The organism is Pseudomonas sp. TWR1-1-4 (assembly GCF_049897165.1).
In the GTDB taxonomy this organism is placed as follows: Bacteria; Pseudomonadota; Gammaproteobacteria; order Pseudomonadales; family Pseudomonadaceae; genus Aquipseudomonas; species Aquipseudomonas canadensis.
On sequence record NZ_JAFCVS010000009.1, the window covers coordinates 1 to 18,854 of the forward strand.

The 18,854-nt window shown below is 58.8% G+C and carries 19 protein-coding genes; 5 read left to right on the forward strand and 14 right to left on the reverse strand.

Translation table 11 applies throughout. The annotated features are described in order from the left end of the window. Positions 1 to 371 precede the first annotated feature (371 nt). The 9 genes from msrQ to mrcB form a co-directional block, all read right to left on the reverse strand. A complete protein-coding gene (msrQ, locus tag ACP7C6_RS26700) occupies positions 372 to 992 on the reverse strand; it encodes a protein-methionine-sulfoxide reductase heme-binding subunit MsrQ (protein WP_028617944.1) in 621 nt (206 codons plus the stop codon). Next, positions 992 to 2,005, reverse strand: coding sequence for a protein-methionine-sulfoxide reductase catalytic subunit MsrP (msrP, locus tag ACP7C6_RS26705; RefSeq protein ID WP_426109473.1), 1,014 nt, complete (start codon positions 2,003 to 2,005; stop codon positions 992 to 994). Before msrP ends, msrQ begins: the two co-directional genes overlap by 1 nt. A gap of 63 nt (positions 2,006 to 2,068) precedes the next feature. Further along, positions 2,069 to 2,926, reverse strand: coding sequence for a CDP-diacylglycerol--serine O-phosphatidyltransferase (pssA, locus tag ACP7C6_RS26710; RefSeq protein ID WP_016976855.1), 858 nt, complete (start codon positions 2,924 to 2,926; stop codon positions 2,069 to 2,071). Between the two features lie 145 nt (positions 2,927 to 3,071). After that, positions 3,072 to 4,088 (reverse strand): ketol-acid reductoisomerase, encoded by a 1,017-nt coding sequence (gene ilvC / locus ACP7C6_RS26715; protein ID WP_003194132.1) that lies wholly within the window; start codon positions 4,086 to 4,088, stop codon positions 3,072 to 3,074. A gap of 47 nt (positions 4,089 to 4,135) precedes the next feature. Then, positions 4,136 to 4,627 (reverse strand): acetolactate synthase small subunit, encoded by a 492-nt coding sequence (gene ilvN, locus ACP7C6_RS26720; RefSeq protein ID WP_003176102.1) that lies wholly within the window; start codon positions 4,625 to 4,627, stop codon positions 4,136 to 4,138. 2 nt (positions 4,628 to 4,629) lie between these two features. Beyond that, entirely contained in the window at positions 4,630 to 6,354 is a 1,725-nt protein-coding gene (locus tag ACP7C6_RS26725) for an acetolactate synthase 3 large subunit (protein ID WP_426109474.1), read from the reverse strand. A gap of 431 nt (positions 6,355 to 6,785) precedes the next feature. Beyond that, on the reverse strand, positions 6,786 to 7,115 hold the full coding sequence (locus ACP7C6_RS26730) for a YqcC family protein (RefSeq protein ID WP_028617947.1): 330 nt from the start codon (positions 7,113 to 7,115) through the stop codon (positions 6,786 to 6,788). After that, positions 7,115 to 7,849, reverse strand: a complete 735-nt coding sequence (locus ACP7C6_RS26735; RefSeq protein WP_028617948.1) for a tetratricopeptide repeat protein — start codon at positions 7,847 to 7,849, stop codon at positions 7,115 to 7,117. The genes ACP7C6_RS26730 and ACP7C6_RS26735 overlap by 1 nt, the downstream gene beginning before the upstream one ends. A 16-nt stretch (positions 7,850 to 7,865) precedes the next feature. Then, a complete protein-coding gene (mrcB, locus tag ACP7C6_RS26740) occupies positions 7,866 to 10,190 on the reverse strand; it encodes a penicillin-binding protein 1B (protein WP_028617949.1) in 2,325 nt (774 codons plus the stop codon). A 118-nt stretch (positions 10,191 to 10,308) separates the two neighbouring features. Here mrcB and ACP7C6_RS26745 point away from each other — a divergent pair, with 118 nt between their 5' ends. From ACP7C6_RS26745 to ACP7C6_RS26755, 3 genes are all read left to right on the forward strand, one after another. Then, positions 10,309 to 11,865 (forward strand): AAA family ATPase, encoded by a 1,557-nt coding sequence (locus tag ACP7C6_RS26745; protein WP_028617950.1) that lies wholly within the window; start codon positions 10,309 to 10,311, stop codon positions 11,863 to 11,865. A gap of 93 nt (positions 11,866 to 11,958) precedes the next feature. Next, positions 11,959 to 12,303: a pentapeptide repeat-containing protein gene (locus ACP7C6_RS26750; RefSeq protein ID WP_016976848.1), complete on the forward strand. Its 345-nt coding sequence runs from the start codon at positions 11,959 to 11,961 to the stop codon at positions 12,301 to 12,303. A 191-nt stretch (positions 12,304 to 12,494) separates the two neighbouring features. Then, positions 12,495 to 12,767, forward strand: coding sequence for a TfoX/Sxy family protein (locus tag ACP7C6_RS26755; RefSeq protein WP_010206563.1), 273 nt, complete (start codon positions 12,495 to 12,497; stop codon positions 12,765 to 12,767). 244 nt (positions 12,768 to 13,011) lie between these two features. Here ACP7C6_RS26755 and ACP7C6_RS26760 read toward each other — a convergent pair whose 3' ends face one another. From ACP7C6_RS26760 to ACP7C6_RS26770, 3 genes are read right to left on the reverse strand one after another with little or no spacing between them, the layout of a single operon-like run. Further along, complete coding sequence (locus tag ACP7C6_RS26760) at positions 13,012 to 13,779, reverse strand: heme ABC transporter ATP-binding protein (protein ID WP_028617951.1); 768 nt, start codon at positions 13,777 to 13,779, stop codon at positions 13,012 to 13,014. Beyond that, positions 13,779 to 14,816: a FecCD family ABC transporter permease gene (locus ACP7C6_RS26765; protein WP_028617952.1), complete on the reverse strand. Its 1,038-nt coding sequence runs from the start codon at positions 14,814 to 14,816 to the stop codon at positions 13,779 to 13,781. The genes ACP7C6_RS26760 and ACP7C6_RS26765 overlap by 1 nt, the downstream gene beginning before the upstream one ends. After that, positions 14,813 to 15,691: an ABC transporter substrate-binding protein gene (locus ACP7C6_RS26770; RefSeq protein ID WP_122683663.1), complete on the reverse strand. Its 879-nt coding sequence runs from the start codon at positions 15,689 to 15,691 to the stop codon at positions 14,813 to 14,815. The genes ACP7C6_RS26765 and ACP7C6_RS26770 overlap by 4 nt, the downstream gene beginning before the upstream one ends. Positions 15,692 to 15,847: 156 nt before the next feature. On the opposite strand from ACP7C6_RS26770, the gene ACP7C6_RS26775 reads away from it, so the two are divergent. Continuing rightward, positions 15,848 to 16,165: a Rieske (2Fe-2S) protein gene (locus ACP7C6_RS26775; protein ID WP_028617954.1), complete on the forward strand. Its 318-nt coding sequence runs from the start codon at positions 15,848 to 15,850 to the stop codon at positions 16,163 to 16,165. Here the strand turns inward: ACP7C6_RS26775 and sfsA are convergent. Both sfsA and ACP7C6_RS26785 read right to left on the reverse strand, forming a co-directional pair. Beyond that, entirely contained in the window at positions 16,162 to 16,872 is a 711-nt protein-coding gene (sfsA, locus tag ACP7C6_RS26780; RefSeq protein ID WP_068933676.1) for a DNA/RNA nuclease SfsA, read from the reverse strand. The two genes, ACP7C6_RS26775 and sfsA, sit on opposite strands and share 4 nt — an antisense overlap. Beyond that, positions 16,872 to 18,044 carry a pyridoxal phosphate-dependent aminotransferase gene (locus tag ACP7C6_RS26785; protein WP_426109475.1) on the reverse strand — a complete coding sequence of 391 codons (1,173 nt, stop codon included), beginning with the start codon at positions 18,042 to 18,044 and terminating at the stop codon, positions 16,872 to 16,874. The genes sfsA and ACP7C6_RS26785 overlap by 1 nt, the downstream gene beginning before the upstream one ends. Before the next feature lie 319 nt (positions 18,045 to 18,363). Between ACP7C6_RS26785 and dksA the strand changes: the two genes are divergently transcribed. Next, positions 18,364 to 18,804 (forward strand): RNA polymerase-binding protein DksA, encoded by a 441-nt coding sequence (dksA, locus tag ACP7C6_RS26790; protein ID WP_026083092.1) that lies wholly within the window; start codon positions 18,364 to 18,366, stop codon positions 18,802 to 18,804. Positions 18,805 to 18,854: the final 50 nt, after the last annotated feature.

An 18,854-nucleotide genomic window follows, 5' to 3' on the forward strand; every position in this document is an offset into this window, starting at 1 on the left:
CCACAAGCACCCACACGAATTGCTTGATTCAGTTGTTAAAGAGCGGTTGGTTAAGATCTTTCGTCTCAACCGAGGCGCGCATTCTACAGCAGCCTCATTTGCTGTCAAGTGATTATTTTAAGAAGCTTTCGAAGATTTCTTCAACAACTTCAACCACTTGCGCTTCCGATCTCTCGTCAGCGGGAGGCGAATTCTACAGCGTTACACGCTGCTGTCAACACCTCTTTTTCAACTACCTTTTGGCTTCGATGAACTGAAGCAACCTGCTACCGAAACCTACATAACTCATTGTTAACCAAGGAGTTTTCCGTTTCGACTGCGCCGGAAGTGGGGCGAATTATAGACATCTTGAATCTACCGTCAACCGTTAATTACGCTTTCGTTGAAGAAAGTGATTTTTTCGCAATAAGGCGCGGGATTCGACGCATTACAGGCGGGATCCGTAGCACCAGGAGCAGCGCACCTATAGAAGCATAGATAGCCCATTCCTTGAGGTCCGCCCGCACAATCCACAACATGTGAAGCAAGCCAAGTCCCAGAATCACGTACACCAGACGGTGCAGCTTCTTCCAACGGCTGCCCAACCGACGCTGACTGTAACGATTCGACGTCACCGCCAATACCAACAGCGACAGGAAACCCAACGCGCCCACGATAATGTAAGGCCGTTTGCGCAACTCAACGCCGAGCTGCGACCAATCCAACCCCAGCACAAACACACAATAAGCAGCCAGATGCAGCACGACATAAGCAAAGCACCACAACCCAAGCTGCCGACGCACCGCTATCCACCCTGCCCAACCACTAAGCTTCTGCAGCGGGGTCATTGCCAGGGTGATCAACAGCAGTATCAGCGTGCCGAGGCCCAGCCGATCAACCAGCACTTTGCCCGGATCCGGCCCCAGGACAGAACTCCAAGCTTCGTATAGCCAGAACAACGGCCATACCGCCGCCACTATAAAGACGCCAATACGCCAAATCGGGTAACGCATCAGTAGTTCTTCCGCAGGTCGAGATCGGTATAGAGAGACGCCACCTCATCCGAGTAACCATTGAACATCTGCGTCTCGCGCACATTGGGGCTGAAAAGGCCACTCGGTAGACGACGCTCCCGCGCTTGGGTCCAACGCGGGTGATCGACCGTAGGGTTCACATTTGCATAAAAACCATATTCGTCCGCTGCAATGCTCTGCCAGGTGGTTTTCGGCTGCTCGCTGACAAGGCTGATGCGAACAATAGACTTCACACTCTTGAAGCCATATTTCCATGGCACGACCAAACGCAGCGGCGCGCCATTCTGGTTAGGCAGTTCGCGCCCGTACATTCCCACAGCCAGGATCGCCAAAGGGTTCATCGCCTCATCCAGACGCAAGCCCTCTATATAAGGCCAATCGATCAAGCCAAAACTCGACCGCTGGCCCGGCATGCGCTTGGGATCTTGCAGCGTTTCAAAACGAATGTATTTGGCCTTGGAAGTCGGCTCAACCTGCTTGAGCAACGCCGAGATCGGAAAACCGATCCATGGAATAACCATTGACCATGCCTCAACACAGCGCAGACGGTAGATACGCTCTTCCAACTGATACGGATTCATGAAGTCTTCCAGGGCATATCGACCTGGTTTCGCGACTTCGCCATCAATCACCACGCTCCAGGGCTCGGTCTTGAGTGAGCCCGCATTGGTTGCTGGGTCGCCCTTACCTGTACCGAACTCGTAGAAGTTGTTGTAGTGGGTCGCATCCTTGAACGGGGTGATTGCCTCGTCCTTTACCGTGACAGCCTGCCATTTCGTGCCCGGCAGTTTCTCGGCAAACCAGCTCGGTGCCCTGCCTGCTTCGACATCGGCATAACGCGAGGCTTCGTCCGCACTCGCCCAACGCGGCAAGCTGCTGGCAGCAACGCCGGCAAGCGCACCACCGAGCAAGCTACGGCGAGAGAGATAGAAGGATTCAGGTGTGACATCCGATTCGTGGCAATCGGACGCTTTGGGCAATTTGATTAACATGGCAACTCCGCAGCATTGGAGGACTGATGCACCAATAGACTGCGGAGTATGGGGGAAATTACATTAAGGCAATGTTTTGTCGCGGCGCAGATGCAGCAAGTACTGAACCGGCCCCGAAGCGGCGTAAACCAGGAACGCCAGCAACAGAATACGCGGCGGGTCGCTGAACACCACGGCGAACACCAGCACCACTGCCAGAATCGCCACGAAAGGTACGCGCCCCTTCAGGTCCAGCTCCTTGAAGCTGTTGTACTTGATGTTGCTGACCATCAGCATGCCGGCCGCAGCCACCATCAAGGCCACCAGGAACGACATCTTCGAACCCTGGATGCCGTAATCGCTGAACGCCCAGACGATGCCCGCTACCACACCCGCAGCAGCCGGGCTGGCCAAACCGATGAAGTAACGCTTGTCGGCAGTTCCCACCTGGGTATTGAAGCGCGCCAGACGCAAAGCAGCACCCGCGACATAGATGAAGGCAACCATCCAACCGACCTTGCCCATGTCACCCAGCGCCCAGGCAAATGCCAGCAACGCGGGCGCAACACCAAACGCGACCATATCCGACAACGAGTCGTACTCGGCACCGAAGGCACTTTGCGTATTGGTCATGCGCGCAACACGACCATCCAGGCCGTCGAGCACCATGGCAACAAAGATGGCGATGGCAGCAAAGCCGAAATACTTGCTGGCACTCGCCGCATCACCTGCCGCCAGCGCGCTTTGGGCGCTCATGGAGTTGATGATGGAGTAGAACCCGGCAAACAGGTTCGCCGTGGTGAACAGGTTGGGCAAAAGATAGATGCCACGATGCCGGACCTTGCGGCCTTCAGCGTCATGCCCTTCTTCGACATGTTCATCGATCGGCAGCAGGCTTTCGGCGTCAGGAGCCTGGTTTGGCTCTTCGGGACGTTCGCTCATGGACTTTACCTTGCAACGGTGTGAAAAAAATTCGACAGATACTTGCGGCGCGTGTTCGCCCGCAAACGATGCAGCTTTATACCAGAACCCGCCCCCCAAACGAAAAAACGCGGCCTAAGCCGCGTTTTCCCTTGATACGTACGACTTAGTTCTTGGCTTTGTCGACGATCTTGTTGGCACCGATCCACGGCATCATGGAGCGCAGTTGCTCGCCGATGACTTCGATACCGTGAGCGGCGTTGTTACGACGCTTGGCGGTCATCGAAGGGTAGCCGGTAGCGCCTTCGCTGATGAACATTTTGGCGTATTCGCCATCCTGAATACGTTTCAGGGCGTTGCGCATAGCCTGACGGGACTCGGCGTTGATCACTTCCGGGCCAGTCACGTACTCGCCGTACTCGGCGTTGTTGGAGATCGAGTAGTTCATGTTGGCGATACCGCCTTCGTACATGAGGTCAACGATCAGTTTCAGTTCGTGCAAGCATTCGAAGTAGGCCATTTCTGGCGCGTAGCCAGCTTCAACCAGGGTTTCGAAACCGGCTTTTACCAGTTCAACGGTACCGCCGCACAGAACGGCTTGTTCGCCGAACAGGTCGGTTTCAGTCTCGTCCTTGAAGGTGGTTTCGATGATGCCGGTACGACCGCCACCGACGCCAGCAGCGTAGGACAGTGCCACGTTCTTGGCGTTGCCCGATGCGTCCTGGTAGATCGCGATCAGGTCAGGGATACCGCCGCCTTTGACGAACTCGGAACGCACGGTGTGACCTGGCGCTTTCGGCGCGATCATGATCACGTCCAGGTCAGCGCGTGGCACTACCTGGTTGTAGTGAATCGCGAAACCGTGGGAAAAGGCCAGGGTAGCGCCCTTCTTGATGTTCGGCTCAATTTCGTTCTTATACAGCGAGGATTGGAACTCGTCCGGGGTCAGGATCATGACCAGGTCAGCAGCAGCAACGGCAGAAGCAACGTCAGTCACTTTCAGGCCGTGGGCCTCAGCCTTGGCAACAGTGGCCGAGCCTTTGCGCAGGCCTACAGTCACGTCAACGCCGGAGTCTTTGAGGTTGCAAGCTTGCGCGTGACCCTGGGAGCCGTAGCCGATGATGGCGACTTTCTTGCCCTGGATGATCGACAGGTCACAATCTTTATCGTAATAAACTTTCATGAGGTTCCTCTATATATCCAGGCCGTAAGGCCATTCGCTAATTTGGGTTAGATGCTGAGTACTTTGTCGCCACGGGCAATCCCGGTGACACCACTGCGTACTGTTTCCAGAATCGAGGCCGTCCCGATCGACTGGATGAAGCTGTCCAGCTTGTCGCTTGTCCCGGTCAGTTGAACGGTATAAACGCTGGCGCTCACATCGACGATCTGCCCACGATAAATGTCGGTGGTGCGTTTGATCTCGGCACGTTGGGCACCTGTGGCCTTCACTTTAACCAGCATCAGCTCGCGCTCAATGTGGGCACTTTCCGACAGGTCGACCAGCTTGACCACTTCGATCAGCTTGTTGAGGTTCTTGGTGATCTGTTCGATCACCTCATCGTGGCCCACAGTGGTCAACGTCAGGCGCGACAGGGTCGGGTCTTCGGTCGGGGCCACGGTCAGGCTTTCGATGTTGTAGTTACGCTGCGAAAACAGGCCGACAACACGAGACAGAGCGCCGGGTTCGTTCTCCAGAAGCAGGGAGATAATGTGCCGCATGATTAAGTACGCTCCGTCTTGCTCAGCCACATGTCGCGCATCGAGCCGTCTTTGATCTGCATCGGGTAGACGTGCTCACTGGTATCCACCTTGATATCGATGAACACCAGGCGGTCTTTCATGGCGAACGCCTCTTCCATTTTCGGCTTCAGATCTTTCAAATCGGTGATGCGAATGCCGACGTGGCCATAGGCTTCAACCAGTTTGACGAAATCCGGCAGCGATTCCATGTAGGAATGGGAGTGACGGCTGTTGTAGCTCATGTCCTGCCATTGACGAACCATGCCCAGCACGCCGTTGTTCAAGCAGACGATCTTCACCGGAAGGCCGTACTGCAGGCACGTCGACAGTTCCTGGATGTTCATCTGGATGCTGCCCTCACCGGTGACGCACGCGACGTCGGTGTCCGGGAAGCTCAGTTTCACGCCCATGGCCGCAGGGAAACCAAAGCCCATCGTGCCCAGGCCACCGGAGTTGATCCAGCGGTTAGGCTTGTCGAACTTGTAGTACTGCGCGGCGAACATCTGGTGCTGGCCCACGTCGGAGGTCACAAAGGCATCGCCCTTGGTCACTTCGCACAGGGTCTCGATCACGGTTTGTGGCTTGATGATGCTGCCGTCGCCCTTGTCGTAAGGGAAAAGGCCGCGGTCACCGCGCCACTCGTCGATCTGCTTCCACCAACTGGCAACGGATTCCTTGTTCGGCGCCTCGCCAATGTCCTTCAGCGCAGCGACCATTTCGGTCAATACGCTTTCCACTGGACCTACGATAGGCACGTCGGCCTTGATGGTCTTGGAGATGGACGCCGGGTCGATGTCGATGTGGATGATCTTGGCATTCGGGCAGAATTTGCTCGCGCCGTTGATCACTCGGTCATCAAAACGTGCGCCCACCGCCAGGATCACATCAGCGTGGTGCATGGCCAGGTTGGCGGTGTAGCTGCCGTGCATGCCGAGCATGCCGACGAACTGACGGTCTGTGCCCGGGAATGCGCCGAGCCCCATCAAGGTGTTGGTCACCGGCAGGTTGAGCAGCTTGGCCAGTTCGGTCAAGGGTGCAGAACCGCCGCCCAAAATGACGCCACCACCCGAGTACAACACAGGACGCTTGGCCGCCAGGAGCATTTCTGCCGCCTTGCGGATTTGTCCCGAGTGCCCGCGGACGGCCGGGCTGTAGGAACGCAGCTTGGCTTTCTTCGGGAAGATGTATTCGAACTTTTCGGCCGGGTTGGTCATGTCTTTCGGGATATCGACCACGACAGGGCCCGGACGACCGGACTGCGCGAGGTAGAAGGCCTTTTTCATGACTTCCGGGATTTCCGACGGATGCTTGATCATGAAGCTGTGTTTCACGATCGGCCGGGAGATACCGATCATGTCGGTTTCCTGGAATGCATCGGTGCCTACCATGGTGCTGGGCACCTGGCCGGAAATGATCACCATCGGGATGGAGTCCATATACGCAGTCGCGATGCCGGTAATGGCATTGGTGGCGCCTGGGCCGGACGTTACCAGTACCACGCCGGCTTTACCGGTGGCACGGGCGTAACCGTCAGCCATATGGGTCGCGGCTTGTTCGTGGCGAACCAGGATGTGGGTAACAGCCGGTTCCTTGAACAGTGCGTCGTAGACATGCAGCAGAGCACCACCTGGGTACCCGTAGATATAGTCGACGCCTTCGTCACGCAAAAAGCGGACGAGCATCTCACCACCAGATAAAAGCTCCACGTTGTTCACCTCTAAAACGCCAGAATACCGTCCGTTGAAAACCGACGGGTCTTAATAGGTTTACTTCTCAACAGAGCATGAGCGACGGTGGTCGCCGACTACGTCAGCACTGACTGAGCAAGTATTGGGATCGTCCCAAGTGTTGCGGGCTTTTCCCACCCAGCGCGAGGTAACGCGTTGCGGGTGTAACAGGTCGGCGCGGATGTGCGCCTCATGATCTGCTGAGCGGGCCTGCTTCTGGCAGTCCCGATACAGCGGACTTTGGATTCTTCTGTTTCAGGCCCTTCAAGTCAAGCAATAATTGCGCTTTTTTCCAACTAAGCGCATGAGAACGCAGGAGAAAGGGCTTTGAGGAGGGATAAAACTCGCCTGAATGTCGTCAAGCGGTAGAAATGTGCGCAACACTGCCGGAAAAACCGGCAGTCAGGCAATTAACGAGCGTCGACGATCAATTGGTCGAACTTTTTCAGCGCGTTACGCAAACCAAGGCTCTCTAGCGGGCGATCGGCGTAGACCATTTCGGCCATCTCCAGAATGCCCGAGGCGTTGGGCAAAGGCAGATCCTGTTCAAGAATCTGCTTCATGCGCACCAGGAAGATCCATTGCAGCCACTGGTGAAAGTCCAGGGTGTCCACGGAAAAGGGCTCGACACTGCTGAGCGCCTCGGCGCTGGGGGACACATCGTCCCACCAGCCCTGCACCCGCAACTCTCGCTCTATGAGCAACAGCTGTTCGGCGATAGCGGGAAACCGTGCATCCATCAGAGGCTGACCTTGGCTTTTTGACGAGCTTGGGCAGCGCCAGCGGCATCGCCTTGTGCGGCACGCGCGTCGCCAATCAACGCCCACAGGCTAGCTTGCAGGTCGGGACGCCCGTTGGCGAGCGACAAGCCGCGACGGGCGAACTGCTCCGCCTGCGGCGCATCACCCTGGGCCATGCGTACCTGGGCCAAGCGATACAGCACTTGCGGCTCACGCGGCGCAACGCGCTGGGCACGCTCAAGACTCGACGATGCGCCGTTCAAATCACCGCCCGCCTGCTGTTGCTGGGCAGTGGTCAACAAAGCCAGCACCGGGCCATCCAGTTGCTCGTCAGCCGACAGGCCACCGCTGCTGGACGACGATGGAATGCCACTCGGCGTCGACGGCATGTTATAGGTGCCCTGATTGATCGGGGCGGTCTGAATCGGCGTGGTATCGATCGGGCCGGAGTTGCTCGGCCCAGGGGTCCATGGCTCGGCGCTGATTGGGGCCGACGTCGCAGCACCACCGCCAGGCACCATCACCACCACGCCCGAATCCTGCGGCATGGCTTGCGGCTTGGCCTGGGCAGGACGATTGGTGACGGTCTGGCGGAACCCGCCATTGGCCGAGATCCGGTCGTTATTGGAGACGGCCGTGCTCGAGTCCACCACGGGAATGGAGCCGCGCTGCACGCTGGAGCAACCGCCGAGCAAAGCCAGAGCTGTAATAGCTGGAAACAACCACTTGTTCACTTGAAACCCTCTTTGCTTAATTCATCCAGCCCTTGACCCAATCCATCACCGATTCCGCATCAGCAGGGGCACTGCCACCACATGCGGCGCCGGGTGGCGGTTCGCTGCCGCGAATATACGGCATCTGTACCGCGCCCGGACAGTTGGCATCGGAGCCCTGTCCCGTGTGCGGATCAATCCAAGCCTGCACGATGTTATCCGGCTGCGGCATATTCAACGGCAGCGGGTCGGCCTTGCGCATGAAACTAGTCCAGACCTGCAGCGCACCGGTAGCACCGGTGAATGGCGTCTTGCCGTTATCGTCACGCCCCAGCCACACCACCGCCAGCACGTCCTGACCAAAACCGGCAAACCAGCTGTCACGCGAATCGTTACTGGTGCCCGTCTTGCCCGCCAAGGTCAGGTTCGCCGGCAGCACGCTGTACACCGAGCGCCCCGTACCTTCACGCATCACACGCTGCATGGCGTTCTGGATCAGGTAGATGGAGCCTGCGTCGAAACGCTGCTGGATTTGGAACGGGTAGCGCTTGAGCGGCTCGCCCTCGGCGGTCAGAACACTGCGGATTCCGCGCATCGGGGTATTGAAACCACCGTTGGCGAGGGTCTGGTACATGGTCGCGACTTCCATCGGGGTCATCGCCCCCGCGCCCAGCAGAATCGATGGAAACGCGGGGAACTCACGGGTAACGCCCAGCCGCGCGATGGTCTTGAGGACATTTGGTACGCCGACTTCAAGGCCGAGTCGCGAAGTGGATATGTTGTAGGAGTGCGCAATCCCCTGATACAAGAATACGGTACCGTGGGAGCGGCGGTCGAAATTCTGCGGCGTCCACACCTGACCATCTGCACCTTTGACCGACAGCGGATCATCCGACAACCAACTGGTAAGCGTGTATTTGCTCGGCTTTTCCAAAGCCGTCAGATAGACCGCTGGCTTGACCAGCGAACCGATCGGCCGCACCGCATCCAGCGCACGGTTGAAGCCGGCAAAGCTAGCCTGGCGACTGCCGATCATGGCCTGGACTTCACCGGTTTCCGGGTTGGTCACGACCATGGCCGCTTCGACTTCATCGGAACCTTTACGGCCCGTCAGACGCTTGAAGGTGTCGTTGACCGACGCTTCGGCCTTCATCTGCAGGATCGGATCGAAACTGGTAAAGATCCGCAGGCCTTCTTCGGTCAAGTCTTCGTCGCGATAGTCTTCACGCAGTTGGCGTTTGACCAGATCGATAAAGCCTGGGAAGGAGCTGTCTGCCAGTTTGCCGCGGGTGGTTACACCCAGTGGCATTTTCTTGGCCGCGGCGACTTGTTCAGCCGTGGCGACACCCTGTTGCTCAAGCACGTCGAGCACCAGATTGCGTCGCTCCAGCGCACGTTCAGGATTGCGGCGCGGGTTGTAGTAGGAAGGCCCTTTGACCATGCCCACCAGTAACGCGACCTGGTGCAACTTCAATTCGGACAGCGGCTGACCAAAGAAGAACTGGCTGGCCAAACCGAAACCGTGCACGGCGCGCTGGCCATCCTGACCGACGAAAACCTCGTTGAGGTACGCCTCAAGGATTTCCTGCTTGCTGTAGTGCAGCTCCAGCAGCATCGCCATCATCGCTTCGGTAAGTTTGCGGGTCAGGCTGCGCTCGTTGGTCAGGTAGAAGTTCTTGACCAATTGTTGCGTCAGCGTACTGCCGCCCTGAGTCATCTTGCCGCCGGAGGTGTTCACCCAGACTGCGCGGGCAATCGACTTCGGCGACACACCCCAGTGACTGTAGAAATCGCGATCTTCAACGGCAACCAAGGTTTCCAGCAGATACGGTGGCACCTGATCAAGTTTGATCAGGATGCGGTCTTCAAGGTTTTTCGGATAAATGCCGCCGATCATCAGCGGTTCCAGGCGAACCACCGGCAACTTTGAACCATTGAGCGACGACAGTTCAGCTACATAATCGCCAGAGAAGCGCACGCGCACCGGCTGGGCTTTCTCCAGGCCTTCGTAGAACTGGAAGCCACGGGTATTCAGGTCGACAGTGTTACCACTGACGGCTGCGGCACCCGGACCATTGCTCACGGGTTCGCGGCGGTAGCCCAAGGCGTCGAGTTCGGTAAGGAAGTCATCCTTGCTCAACTTCTGGCCGGTGAACAACTCCAACGGGCGCGCGTACACCTTGGCCGGAATGGTCCAGCGCTTGCCAGAGAACTTCTCCTGAACCACGGCGTCGAGGTACACCGCAAAGCCGGCGAGCACGACGAGGCCTACAAGGCCGAGCTTGAGCGCCCAGCCCAGCCAAGGGCGCAGGCCGCGGGAAGGAGGTTTTTTACGGGAACGGGGAGATCGGGTTCGAGTCATGGCGGCGGATTATACGCACTTTATCGATGATCAACATGAGCCGGACAGCGGTTTGCATGACCGCTTGTAGCGGCCATAATGCCCGCCATGTTTTCCCCCAGACTCTGAAGGATCGCCCGTGAGCCAGTCCCTGATCGCTGCCCTGCAAAATCCGGCTTTATACCCTCACCCGGTTGAAGCGTTCCAAGTCATCGAGACCCATATTTCCTGGGTCGTCCTGACCGGCCCGTATGCCTATAAGCTGAAGAAGCCGATGAACTTCGGCTTTCTCGACTTCACCGATCTGGAAAAGCGCGGCCACTTCTGCCGGGAAGAATTGCGCCTCAACCAGCGCCTCACCGAAGACTTGTATCTTGAAGTGTTGCCGATAACCGGAAGTGCCGAAGCGCCGCAGTTGGGCGGCGACGGCCCGGTCGTCGAATACGCGCTGAAAATGCGCCAGTTCCCGCAGAGCCAACTGCTCAGCACCTTGCAAGCCAACGGCGAACTGACCAGCGCGCACATCGATGAGATGGCCAAGCAAATCGCGCACTTCCACCTCACTGCGCCAAAAGTCCCGCAGGAACACCCGGCCGGCACCCCGGATGAGGTCATGGCACCGGTTCGCCAGAACTTCGACCAGATCCGTCCGTTCCTCAGCGACAAGGCCGACCTGGCTCAGTTGGATGCTCTGCAGGCCTGGGCCGAAAGTAGCTTCGAGCGCCTCAAGCCGCTGTTCTCCCAGCGCAAAAAGGACGGTTTCACCCGCGAATGCCACGGTGATATTCACCTGGGCAACGCCACTTTGATCGACGGCCACGTGGTGATCTTCGACTGCATCGAGTTCAACGAGCCGTTCCGCTTCACCGATGTGTATGCCGATACCGGTTTCCTGGCGATGGACCTTGAAGACCGGGGCCTCAAGTCCCTGGCTCGCCGTTTTATCAGCCAGTACCTGGAACTGACCGGCGACTATCAAGGCCTGGAAGTACTGAACTTCTATAAAGCCTATCGCGCTCTGGTCCGCGCCAAGATCGCGCTGTTCAGCATGCCGAGCGAAGCCAGCCCGGTGCAACGCGCCACGACCCTGCGCCAATACCGCAACTACGCCAACCTGGCGGAAAGCTACAGCACCATTCCGTCGCGCTTCCTGGCCATTACCCACGGTGTGTCGGCCGTAGGCAAAAGCCACGTGTCCATGCGATTGGTTGAAGCCCTGGGCGCCGTGCGCCTGCGTTCAGACGTGGAGCGCAAGCGCCTGTTCGGCGAGCAACAGGTGGAAAACACGCCACACGCTGGCATCTATGCGGCCGACGCCAGTGTGGCAACTTACGCACGCTTGAATGAAATTGCCGATACCGTGCTACGCGCCGGTTACCCGGTGGTGCTGGATGCGACCTTCCTTAAACGCGAACAACGCGATGCAGCGGCCAAAGTAGCTGAGGCCACAGGCGCGCCCTTCCTGATCCTGGATTGCAATGCGCCGCAAGCCGTTATCGCCAGTTGGTTGGCGCAACGTCAGGCGGACAAAAATGATCCTTCCGACGCGACACTGACGGTTATCGAAGAACAGCAAGCCACTCGCGACCCGCTGACTGCCGAGGAGTTGCTCCTCAGCAAACGTGTTGAAACCAATGAAAGTGGCACCCTCGATGCGCTGGTGGCGCATATTCGTCAGCGCCTGCCTGGCCTGTAAGAAAAATTTCTTGGTCGTGTCGTCTACTTAGGGGGCACGACCAAGCAATAGTGGCACTATAATGGCGTCATAAATCCAACAGGAGTCGCCGTCATGAGTCACCCCAAGCTTCTTGATACGCCGCTTTACTCGCTCCTGCATAAAGACGATATCCGTGGCTTCAACCAGGAACGCCCTAAAGACGGGGTCATCGACATGCGCGGCGGCGACTTCCGCGGGCTGGATTTGCGTGAGCTGAACACCGCTGGCGTGGACTTCACCGATGCCTATTTTCGCTCTGCCGACCTGCGTGGCCTGGACCTGCGCGATTGCCCACTGGAAGGCGCCAGCCTGGCCCATGCACAGATATCCGGCACCTACTTCCCGCCAGAGCTGACCGCCGATGAGATCCTCATGTCGGTTAATTTCGGCACTCGCCTACGCTACCGCACCCGCTGAAACCCTCTGCTTAAGCCCCGGCTCGCTCAGCCTGGCCGGGGACTTCCTGCCTGCCTGAACTCGCCATTCTTATGAGCTTTAGGCCGTTTCCGACTAAAGAACTACGCTTTTCCTGCTGAGCGCTACACTCCTTTGCAGGCTTGCCTGGTCTCGATACCCACCGCACCATTCGGCCGTCGCAAGGAGGCTTGATGAACGATGAGCTGCAACACCTGAAAAACCTCGGCAAGACGTCCGCACAGTGGCTGCATGCGGTGGGCATCCACAGTGCGTCGGACTTGCGCCGCCTGGGAGCGGTCGATGCGTACCGGGCCGTACGTACGCGTGGCTTTCGCGCCTCCAAAGTCCTGTTGTATGCCATCGAAGGGGCGTTGATGGATGTGCACTGGAATGACATTCCTGCCGAGCGCAAGGAAGCCTTGAACCGTCAATTGGACGCCCTATCGGCACGCCAGAAGAATTAGCTCGTCGACTAACCCCAACATTTACAGGCATTGCGAACAAGCGTTTGAGAAAACGCAGAGAACATGCAAAAACAATGGTTGACTCTCAAATGAGAATCGTTATGATTATCACAACTGATCGCGAGATCAGCCGATAACTGAAAGACCATTGGTTCGGACTCTCAGATTATCTCCTCATCAGGCTAATCACGGTTATTTGACCCGGCTCTTGCCGGGTCTTTTTTTGCCTATAAAAAAGCCGATTTCAGCGCGCAATGATCAGTGGATGCCCACGCTCCGGATGGGGCTGCACTAGCACATCCAAACCAAACACAGCCTTCAACGGTTCAGGCTGCATCACCTGTACCGGCGTATCCAATGCGTGTGGCCGTCCCGCCTCCAGCAGCAGAATGCGATCGCAGTAACGCGCCGCCAGGTTCAAATCGTGAAGGATCACCAACACCGCCGCGCCCCGATCAGCAAAGGTGCGAATAGCCTGTAAGGTGGTGTGTTGATGCAAAGGATCCAGCATCGACGTTGGCTCATCCAACAGCAACGTCTGCCCGGCCTCGCCCGGCCATAACTGCGCCAGCACCCGTGCCAGATGCACCCGCTGGCGCTCGCCACCGGACAGCGCCAGGTAGCTGCGGCCGCTCAAGTGGCCAACATCTGCTGCCTGCAACGCCGCCTCAATGATCTCATCATCGCGGGCTCGCCCGGTCTGATGAGGCAGGCGACCCATGCCGACCACCTCTTCGACACGGAAAGCAAAGTCCAGCGTCGAGCTTTGCGGCAATACCGCCAGGCGCTGTGCCCGCTGCGCACCACTCCACTCACTCAACGGGCGCTGATCCAGCCACACGTTGCCTTGGTCGGGGTGCAGCTCACCGCACAATCCACCGAGCAGCGTACTTTTGCCCGCACCGTTGGGGCCCAACACGCCGAGCACTTCGCCCGGTAACAAGTCGAGGGTGACATCCGCCAATACAGTTTTGCGACCGCGACGGATCTGCAGGTCTTCCACACGCAGCATCAGGCACGCCCCCGCAACAACAAGTAAAGAAAAAACGGCGCGCCGATAAATGCGGTGACGATACCGATCGGCAACTCAGCCGGTGCCAGCGCGAGCCGTGCGACCAGATCGGCAAACAACAATAGGCTTGCACCTGCCAGAACCGATGCCGGCAACAACACTCGATGGTCCGGCCCCGCCAGCAAACGCACCAGATGCGGCACCACCAACCCTACAAAACCGATCATGCCCGCGGCAGCCACCGCAGCCCCGACGCCCAGCGCCGTGCAGAAAACCAACTCGCGCTTGAGCCCTTCTACATCGATGCCGAGATGATTGGCCTCCGACTCACCCAGCAGCAAGGCATTCAACGCCTTGGCCCGGCGCGGCAGCCATAGCGCCACGCCCGCGCTCACCAGCAAAAGCGGCCATAACCGTGAATAGCTGGCGCCGTTGAGGCTGCCCAGGTTCCAAAACGTCAGGGTGCGCAAAGTGGCGTCGTCCGCCAGGTAGGTAAACAGGCCCACCGCCGAACTGGCGAGCGCTGTCAGGGCAATGCCGGCGAGCAACATGGTTGCGACGTTGGTCTGCCCGTTGCGCCGCCCCAATCGATAAACCAGCGCGGTGACGCCCAGGCCGCCAAGGAATGCGCAGAGTGACAAAAGATAAGGCCCGAACGCATCGGGCAGCCCACCCAAAAACGAACCGCCGACGATCGCCACCGCAGCTCCAAGCGCAGCACCGCTGGAAACCCCGACTAACCCCGGATCAGCAAGGGGATTGCGAAACAACCCCTGCATCGCCACCCCCGACAAGGCCAACACACCACCGACAGCCAAGCCCAGCAACGTGCGCGGCAAACGGATCTGCCCCAGGATCAGCTCAGCCTGCTCCAGCCCTTGGGCCTCGATTGGCAACCCCATCAAGCGCAACGCGGCTTTGAGCGTATCCAGCAACGGTAAGCTGACAGGCCCCAGCGCCAACGAAAGCCAGATCGCCAAGACACACAACAACGCCAGCCCAACAAACAGCGTCTTGGGTTTTACCAGAGTGGTCATGGGGCTGGCTTGGCCTGGGAGGGGTAAAACCCGGCAGATAGGTCTGCGAGGCTTTGTGGTATACGCGGCCCCAGCCCGCCGACCAGCAAGGTCGGATCCACTTCAAACACTCGTCCGCTTTTGGCCGCCGGCGTGGACGCCAGGATCGGATTTTCCTTGAACAGCGCCGCACGCGCCGCATCTCCGGTCAGGGCACGATCCGCAAACACAAGCACATCCGGGCTCAACCCCGCCAATGACTCCACCGAAAACGGTTTGTAGCCCGTATGCGTCGCCAGATTGCGTCCTCCCGCCTGCTGCAACATCCAGTCAGCCGCTGTGTCTTTGCCCGCGATCAGCGGCTTGCCGCCTGCATGACCCAGCAACAGCAAAACGCCGGGGGCCTTTTGGGTGGACTGAGCTTTGGCGACCCAGCGCTTCTGCTGATCGAGCGCCTGCTCATATCCGGTAAACAATGCGTTGGCCCTGGCCTCAGCGCCCAGCAACTTGCCCAAGTGCTGGAGGTTACCCTTCAACGTCGGCAAGTCAGGCTGCGCCGAGAACATCTCCACCTGCACACCCGCGCTGCGGATCTGCGCCAGTATGGGCGGCGGGCCCATTTCTTCAGTACCCACCAGCAGCTGCGGGCGCAAACTCAAGATGCCCTCAGCCGACAACTGCCGCTGGTAACCAATGCTCGGCAACGCCTTGAGGGACTCAGGGTGCTGGCTGGTGGTATCCACGCCCACTAACTTCGACTCACCACCCAAGGCCGTCACCCATTCCGACAGCGCCCCACCGGCACTCACCCAACGTTGAGGCAGTTCAGAGGCTTGGGCCCCAGGGTTGACCAGCAGTCCGACAACAAGCGCAATAGCGCTGGCACTCAGGCGCATAACAGGGTTTCCTTCCAAGGGCAGGGCCGCTCAAACGCTCATCAATGTGACAGATAACCGCTGCCCCGCATCGTATTGAGCGCCCGGTCGGCCAACGGGCGAAGCCGGCATTTGATAATTGTTTGCATTTGAACGTCAAGGCACTTAAGGATTGAAATGAAGTTTCTCTGCTCCTCCGATACCCTCGCGCCAGACAGCAGCCTCGGTTTTGAAATCGATGGTTGCAAATTGTTGGCCGTGCGCCGGGACGGCATTGCCTACTTCTATATCAACCGCTGCCCCCATCGTGGGGTTCTACTGGAATGGCAGCCCGACCGGTTCCTCGACGACAGCGCCAGCCTGATCCAGTGCGCCACCCACGGCGCGCTGTTCCTGATCGAGAACGGCGAGTGCATCGCAGGCCCTTGCGCCGGGCAAAGCCTGACCGCCCTGCCCGGACGCGAAGACGCCCAGGGGTTGTGGGTGCAACTCTAGTCGAGCAGCACGTCCAGACGCCGGTCCACGCAGATCTCCTCGGATGTCACGCGCACGCCATACGCCAGCACTTCCACCCCGGCCGTCTTGGCTTCGCGCAGGGCAGCAGCGTAGGCCGCGTCGATCTCCACGGCCGGGCGCACAGCATCAATCCCCGAGAGGTTGACGCAATACAACTGCACCGCTCGCACACCGTCACGCGCCAGATGGGCCAGTTCGCGCAAATGCTTGGCGCCACGCTGGGTCACTGCATCCGGGAAAGCGGCAACCGAAGTGCCGTCAAAACCCAGGGTTACACTTTTGACTTCGATGTAGGCCGCGCCGTCGGGATAGTCCAGGCGGAAGTCGATGCGGCTTTTCTCCTGACCGTAAGGCACTTCACGCTTCAAGGCGGTAAAGCCGTTCAGCTCGGTGATGACACCCGCACGTAACGCTTCCTCGACCAACTGATTGGCACGCGCCGTGTTTACACACGCCAAGCGACCCTGGGGCGTCTCGGCGATTTCCCAGGTGCCCGGCAACTTGCGCTTGGGGTCATTGGAGCGACTGAACCAGACCTGCCCACCTTCGACCATGCAATTGAGCATCGAGCCGGTGTTAGGGCAATGAATGGTCAACAACTCGCCGGTAACGGTTTCGATATCGGTGAGAAAACGCTTGTAGCGACGAATCAGCCGCGCTTCTTCGAGGGGAGGATGAAAGCGCATCAGCCTTGCCAGCTCCGCAAGCCACGAGCGATCCGTTCCACCGCTTCCTGTAGCCGATCGAGGTTTTGCGTGTAGGCAAAACGCACATGGTGGCCGGCTTGGTAGCGGCCAAAATCTAGGCCTGGCGTAAACGCCACATGTTCGGTGTCGAGGAAGTGGCTGCAGAATGCGAAGGCATCACCGCCGAACGCGCTGATATCGGCATATAAATAGAACGCGCCCTCCGGCTCTACCGCGATGCCAAACCCAAGCTCGCGCAAGGCGGGCAGCAGGAAGTCGCGACGACGGCCGAACTCAGCGCGGCGCTCTTCCAGAATGCTAAGGGTTTGCGGGGTGAAACAGGCCAATGCCGCATGCTGGGCCATGCTCGGCGCACTGATGTAGAGATTTTGCGCGAGCTTCTCCAATTCACCCACCGCCGCCGGTGGTGCTACCAGCCAACCCAGGCGCCAACCGGTCATGCCGAAATACTTCGAAAAACTATTCAGGACGAACGCGTCGTCGTCGACTTCCAGCACGCTGGCCGCATCGGTGCCATAGGTGAGGCCATGGTAAATCTCGTCCACCACCAAATGACCGTTGCGCGCCTTGATCGCGCCGGAAAGCTCGGCCAATTCGTCACGTGTGAGGATCGTGCCGGTCGGGTTGGCCGGGGATGCCACCAATGCGCCCACACTGTCCTGATCCCAGTGTTTGGCCACCAGGTCAGCGGTCAACTGATAGCGCACTTCAGGACCGACCGGCACCAGTTGCGCCGCGCCCTCCACTAATCGCAGGAAGTGGCGATTGCAGGGGTAGCCAGGGTCGGCGAGCAGCCAATGCTTGCCCAGGTCCACCAGCAAACTGCTGGCGAGCAACAATGCGCCAGAGCCACCGGGCGTGATCAGGATGCGCTCGGGGTCCACGTTCAGCCCATAGCGCTGCTGGTAGAAACCGCTGATGGCCTCGCGCAACTCGGGCAAGCCACGGGCGGCGGTATAGCGCGTCTTGCCGTTGGCCAACGCTGCCTGGCCGGCCTGGATGATCGGCTCGGCGGTGGTGAAGTCCGGCTCGCCGATTTCCAAGTGGATCACGTCATGGCCGGCGGCTTGCAGCTCATTGGCCCGCGCCAGCAATGCCATGACATGAAAAGGTTCGATGGCGCGACTGCGCGCACTGTAGGGCTGAGCCATTAGCCTTCCTTAACGGTGAGGACAAATTCTGGATTCTACCGAACCCGCGCGGGAAAACATGTTCTATTGCCTGCCCGGCGGCATGTGCCGGCCGGGCAAGCGCCTGCAAAACGACTAAAATCAACATTCGAGGCAATGCATACCCAGCAATGGCGGGCTGTCGCAGTTTGCAAACGATTTGCCATAGGCCTCGACAACCGGGAGTGGCGCACCCCGAATCTATCTGGTAAGTTCGCCCGCTTGCAGCCGCAGGGCCGGCAGGTGTCGGTGACGTTGCAATCCTGCGCAATGGATTAGAAGAGTGAGAGGCGGTCTATTCATGTCCACCCAAGCAAAGCAACAGCAGCAGAGCCTCAGTGGCTTCACACCTTACGTCGAAGCGAAGGGTGAGGAGTACATGGGCAAGCCCATGCGCCAGCACTTCACCAAGATCCTGCAAAAGTGGAAGCAGGACTTGATGCAAGAGGTCGACCGCACCGTTGACCACATGAAGGACGAAGCCGCCAACTTCCCGGACCCGGCCGACCGTGCCAGCCAGGAAGAAGAGTTCGCCCTTGAACTGCGCGCCCGTGATCGCGAACGCAAGCTGATCAAGAAGATCGACAAGACGCTGCAACTGATCGAAGACGAAGAATACGGCTGGTGCGAATCCTGCGGCGTCGAGATTGGTATTCGTCGCCTGGAAGCCCGCCCAACCGCGGACCTCTGCGTAGACTGCAAGACCTTGGCTGAAATCAAGGAAAAACAGGTCGGCAAGTAATCCAGCCGAGCTGAACGAATGGGGCGTGCGAACGCCCCATTTTTGTTGCT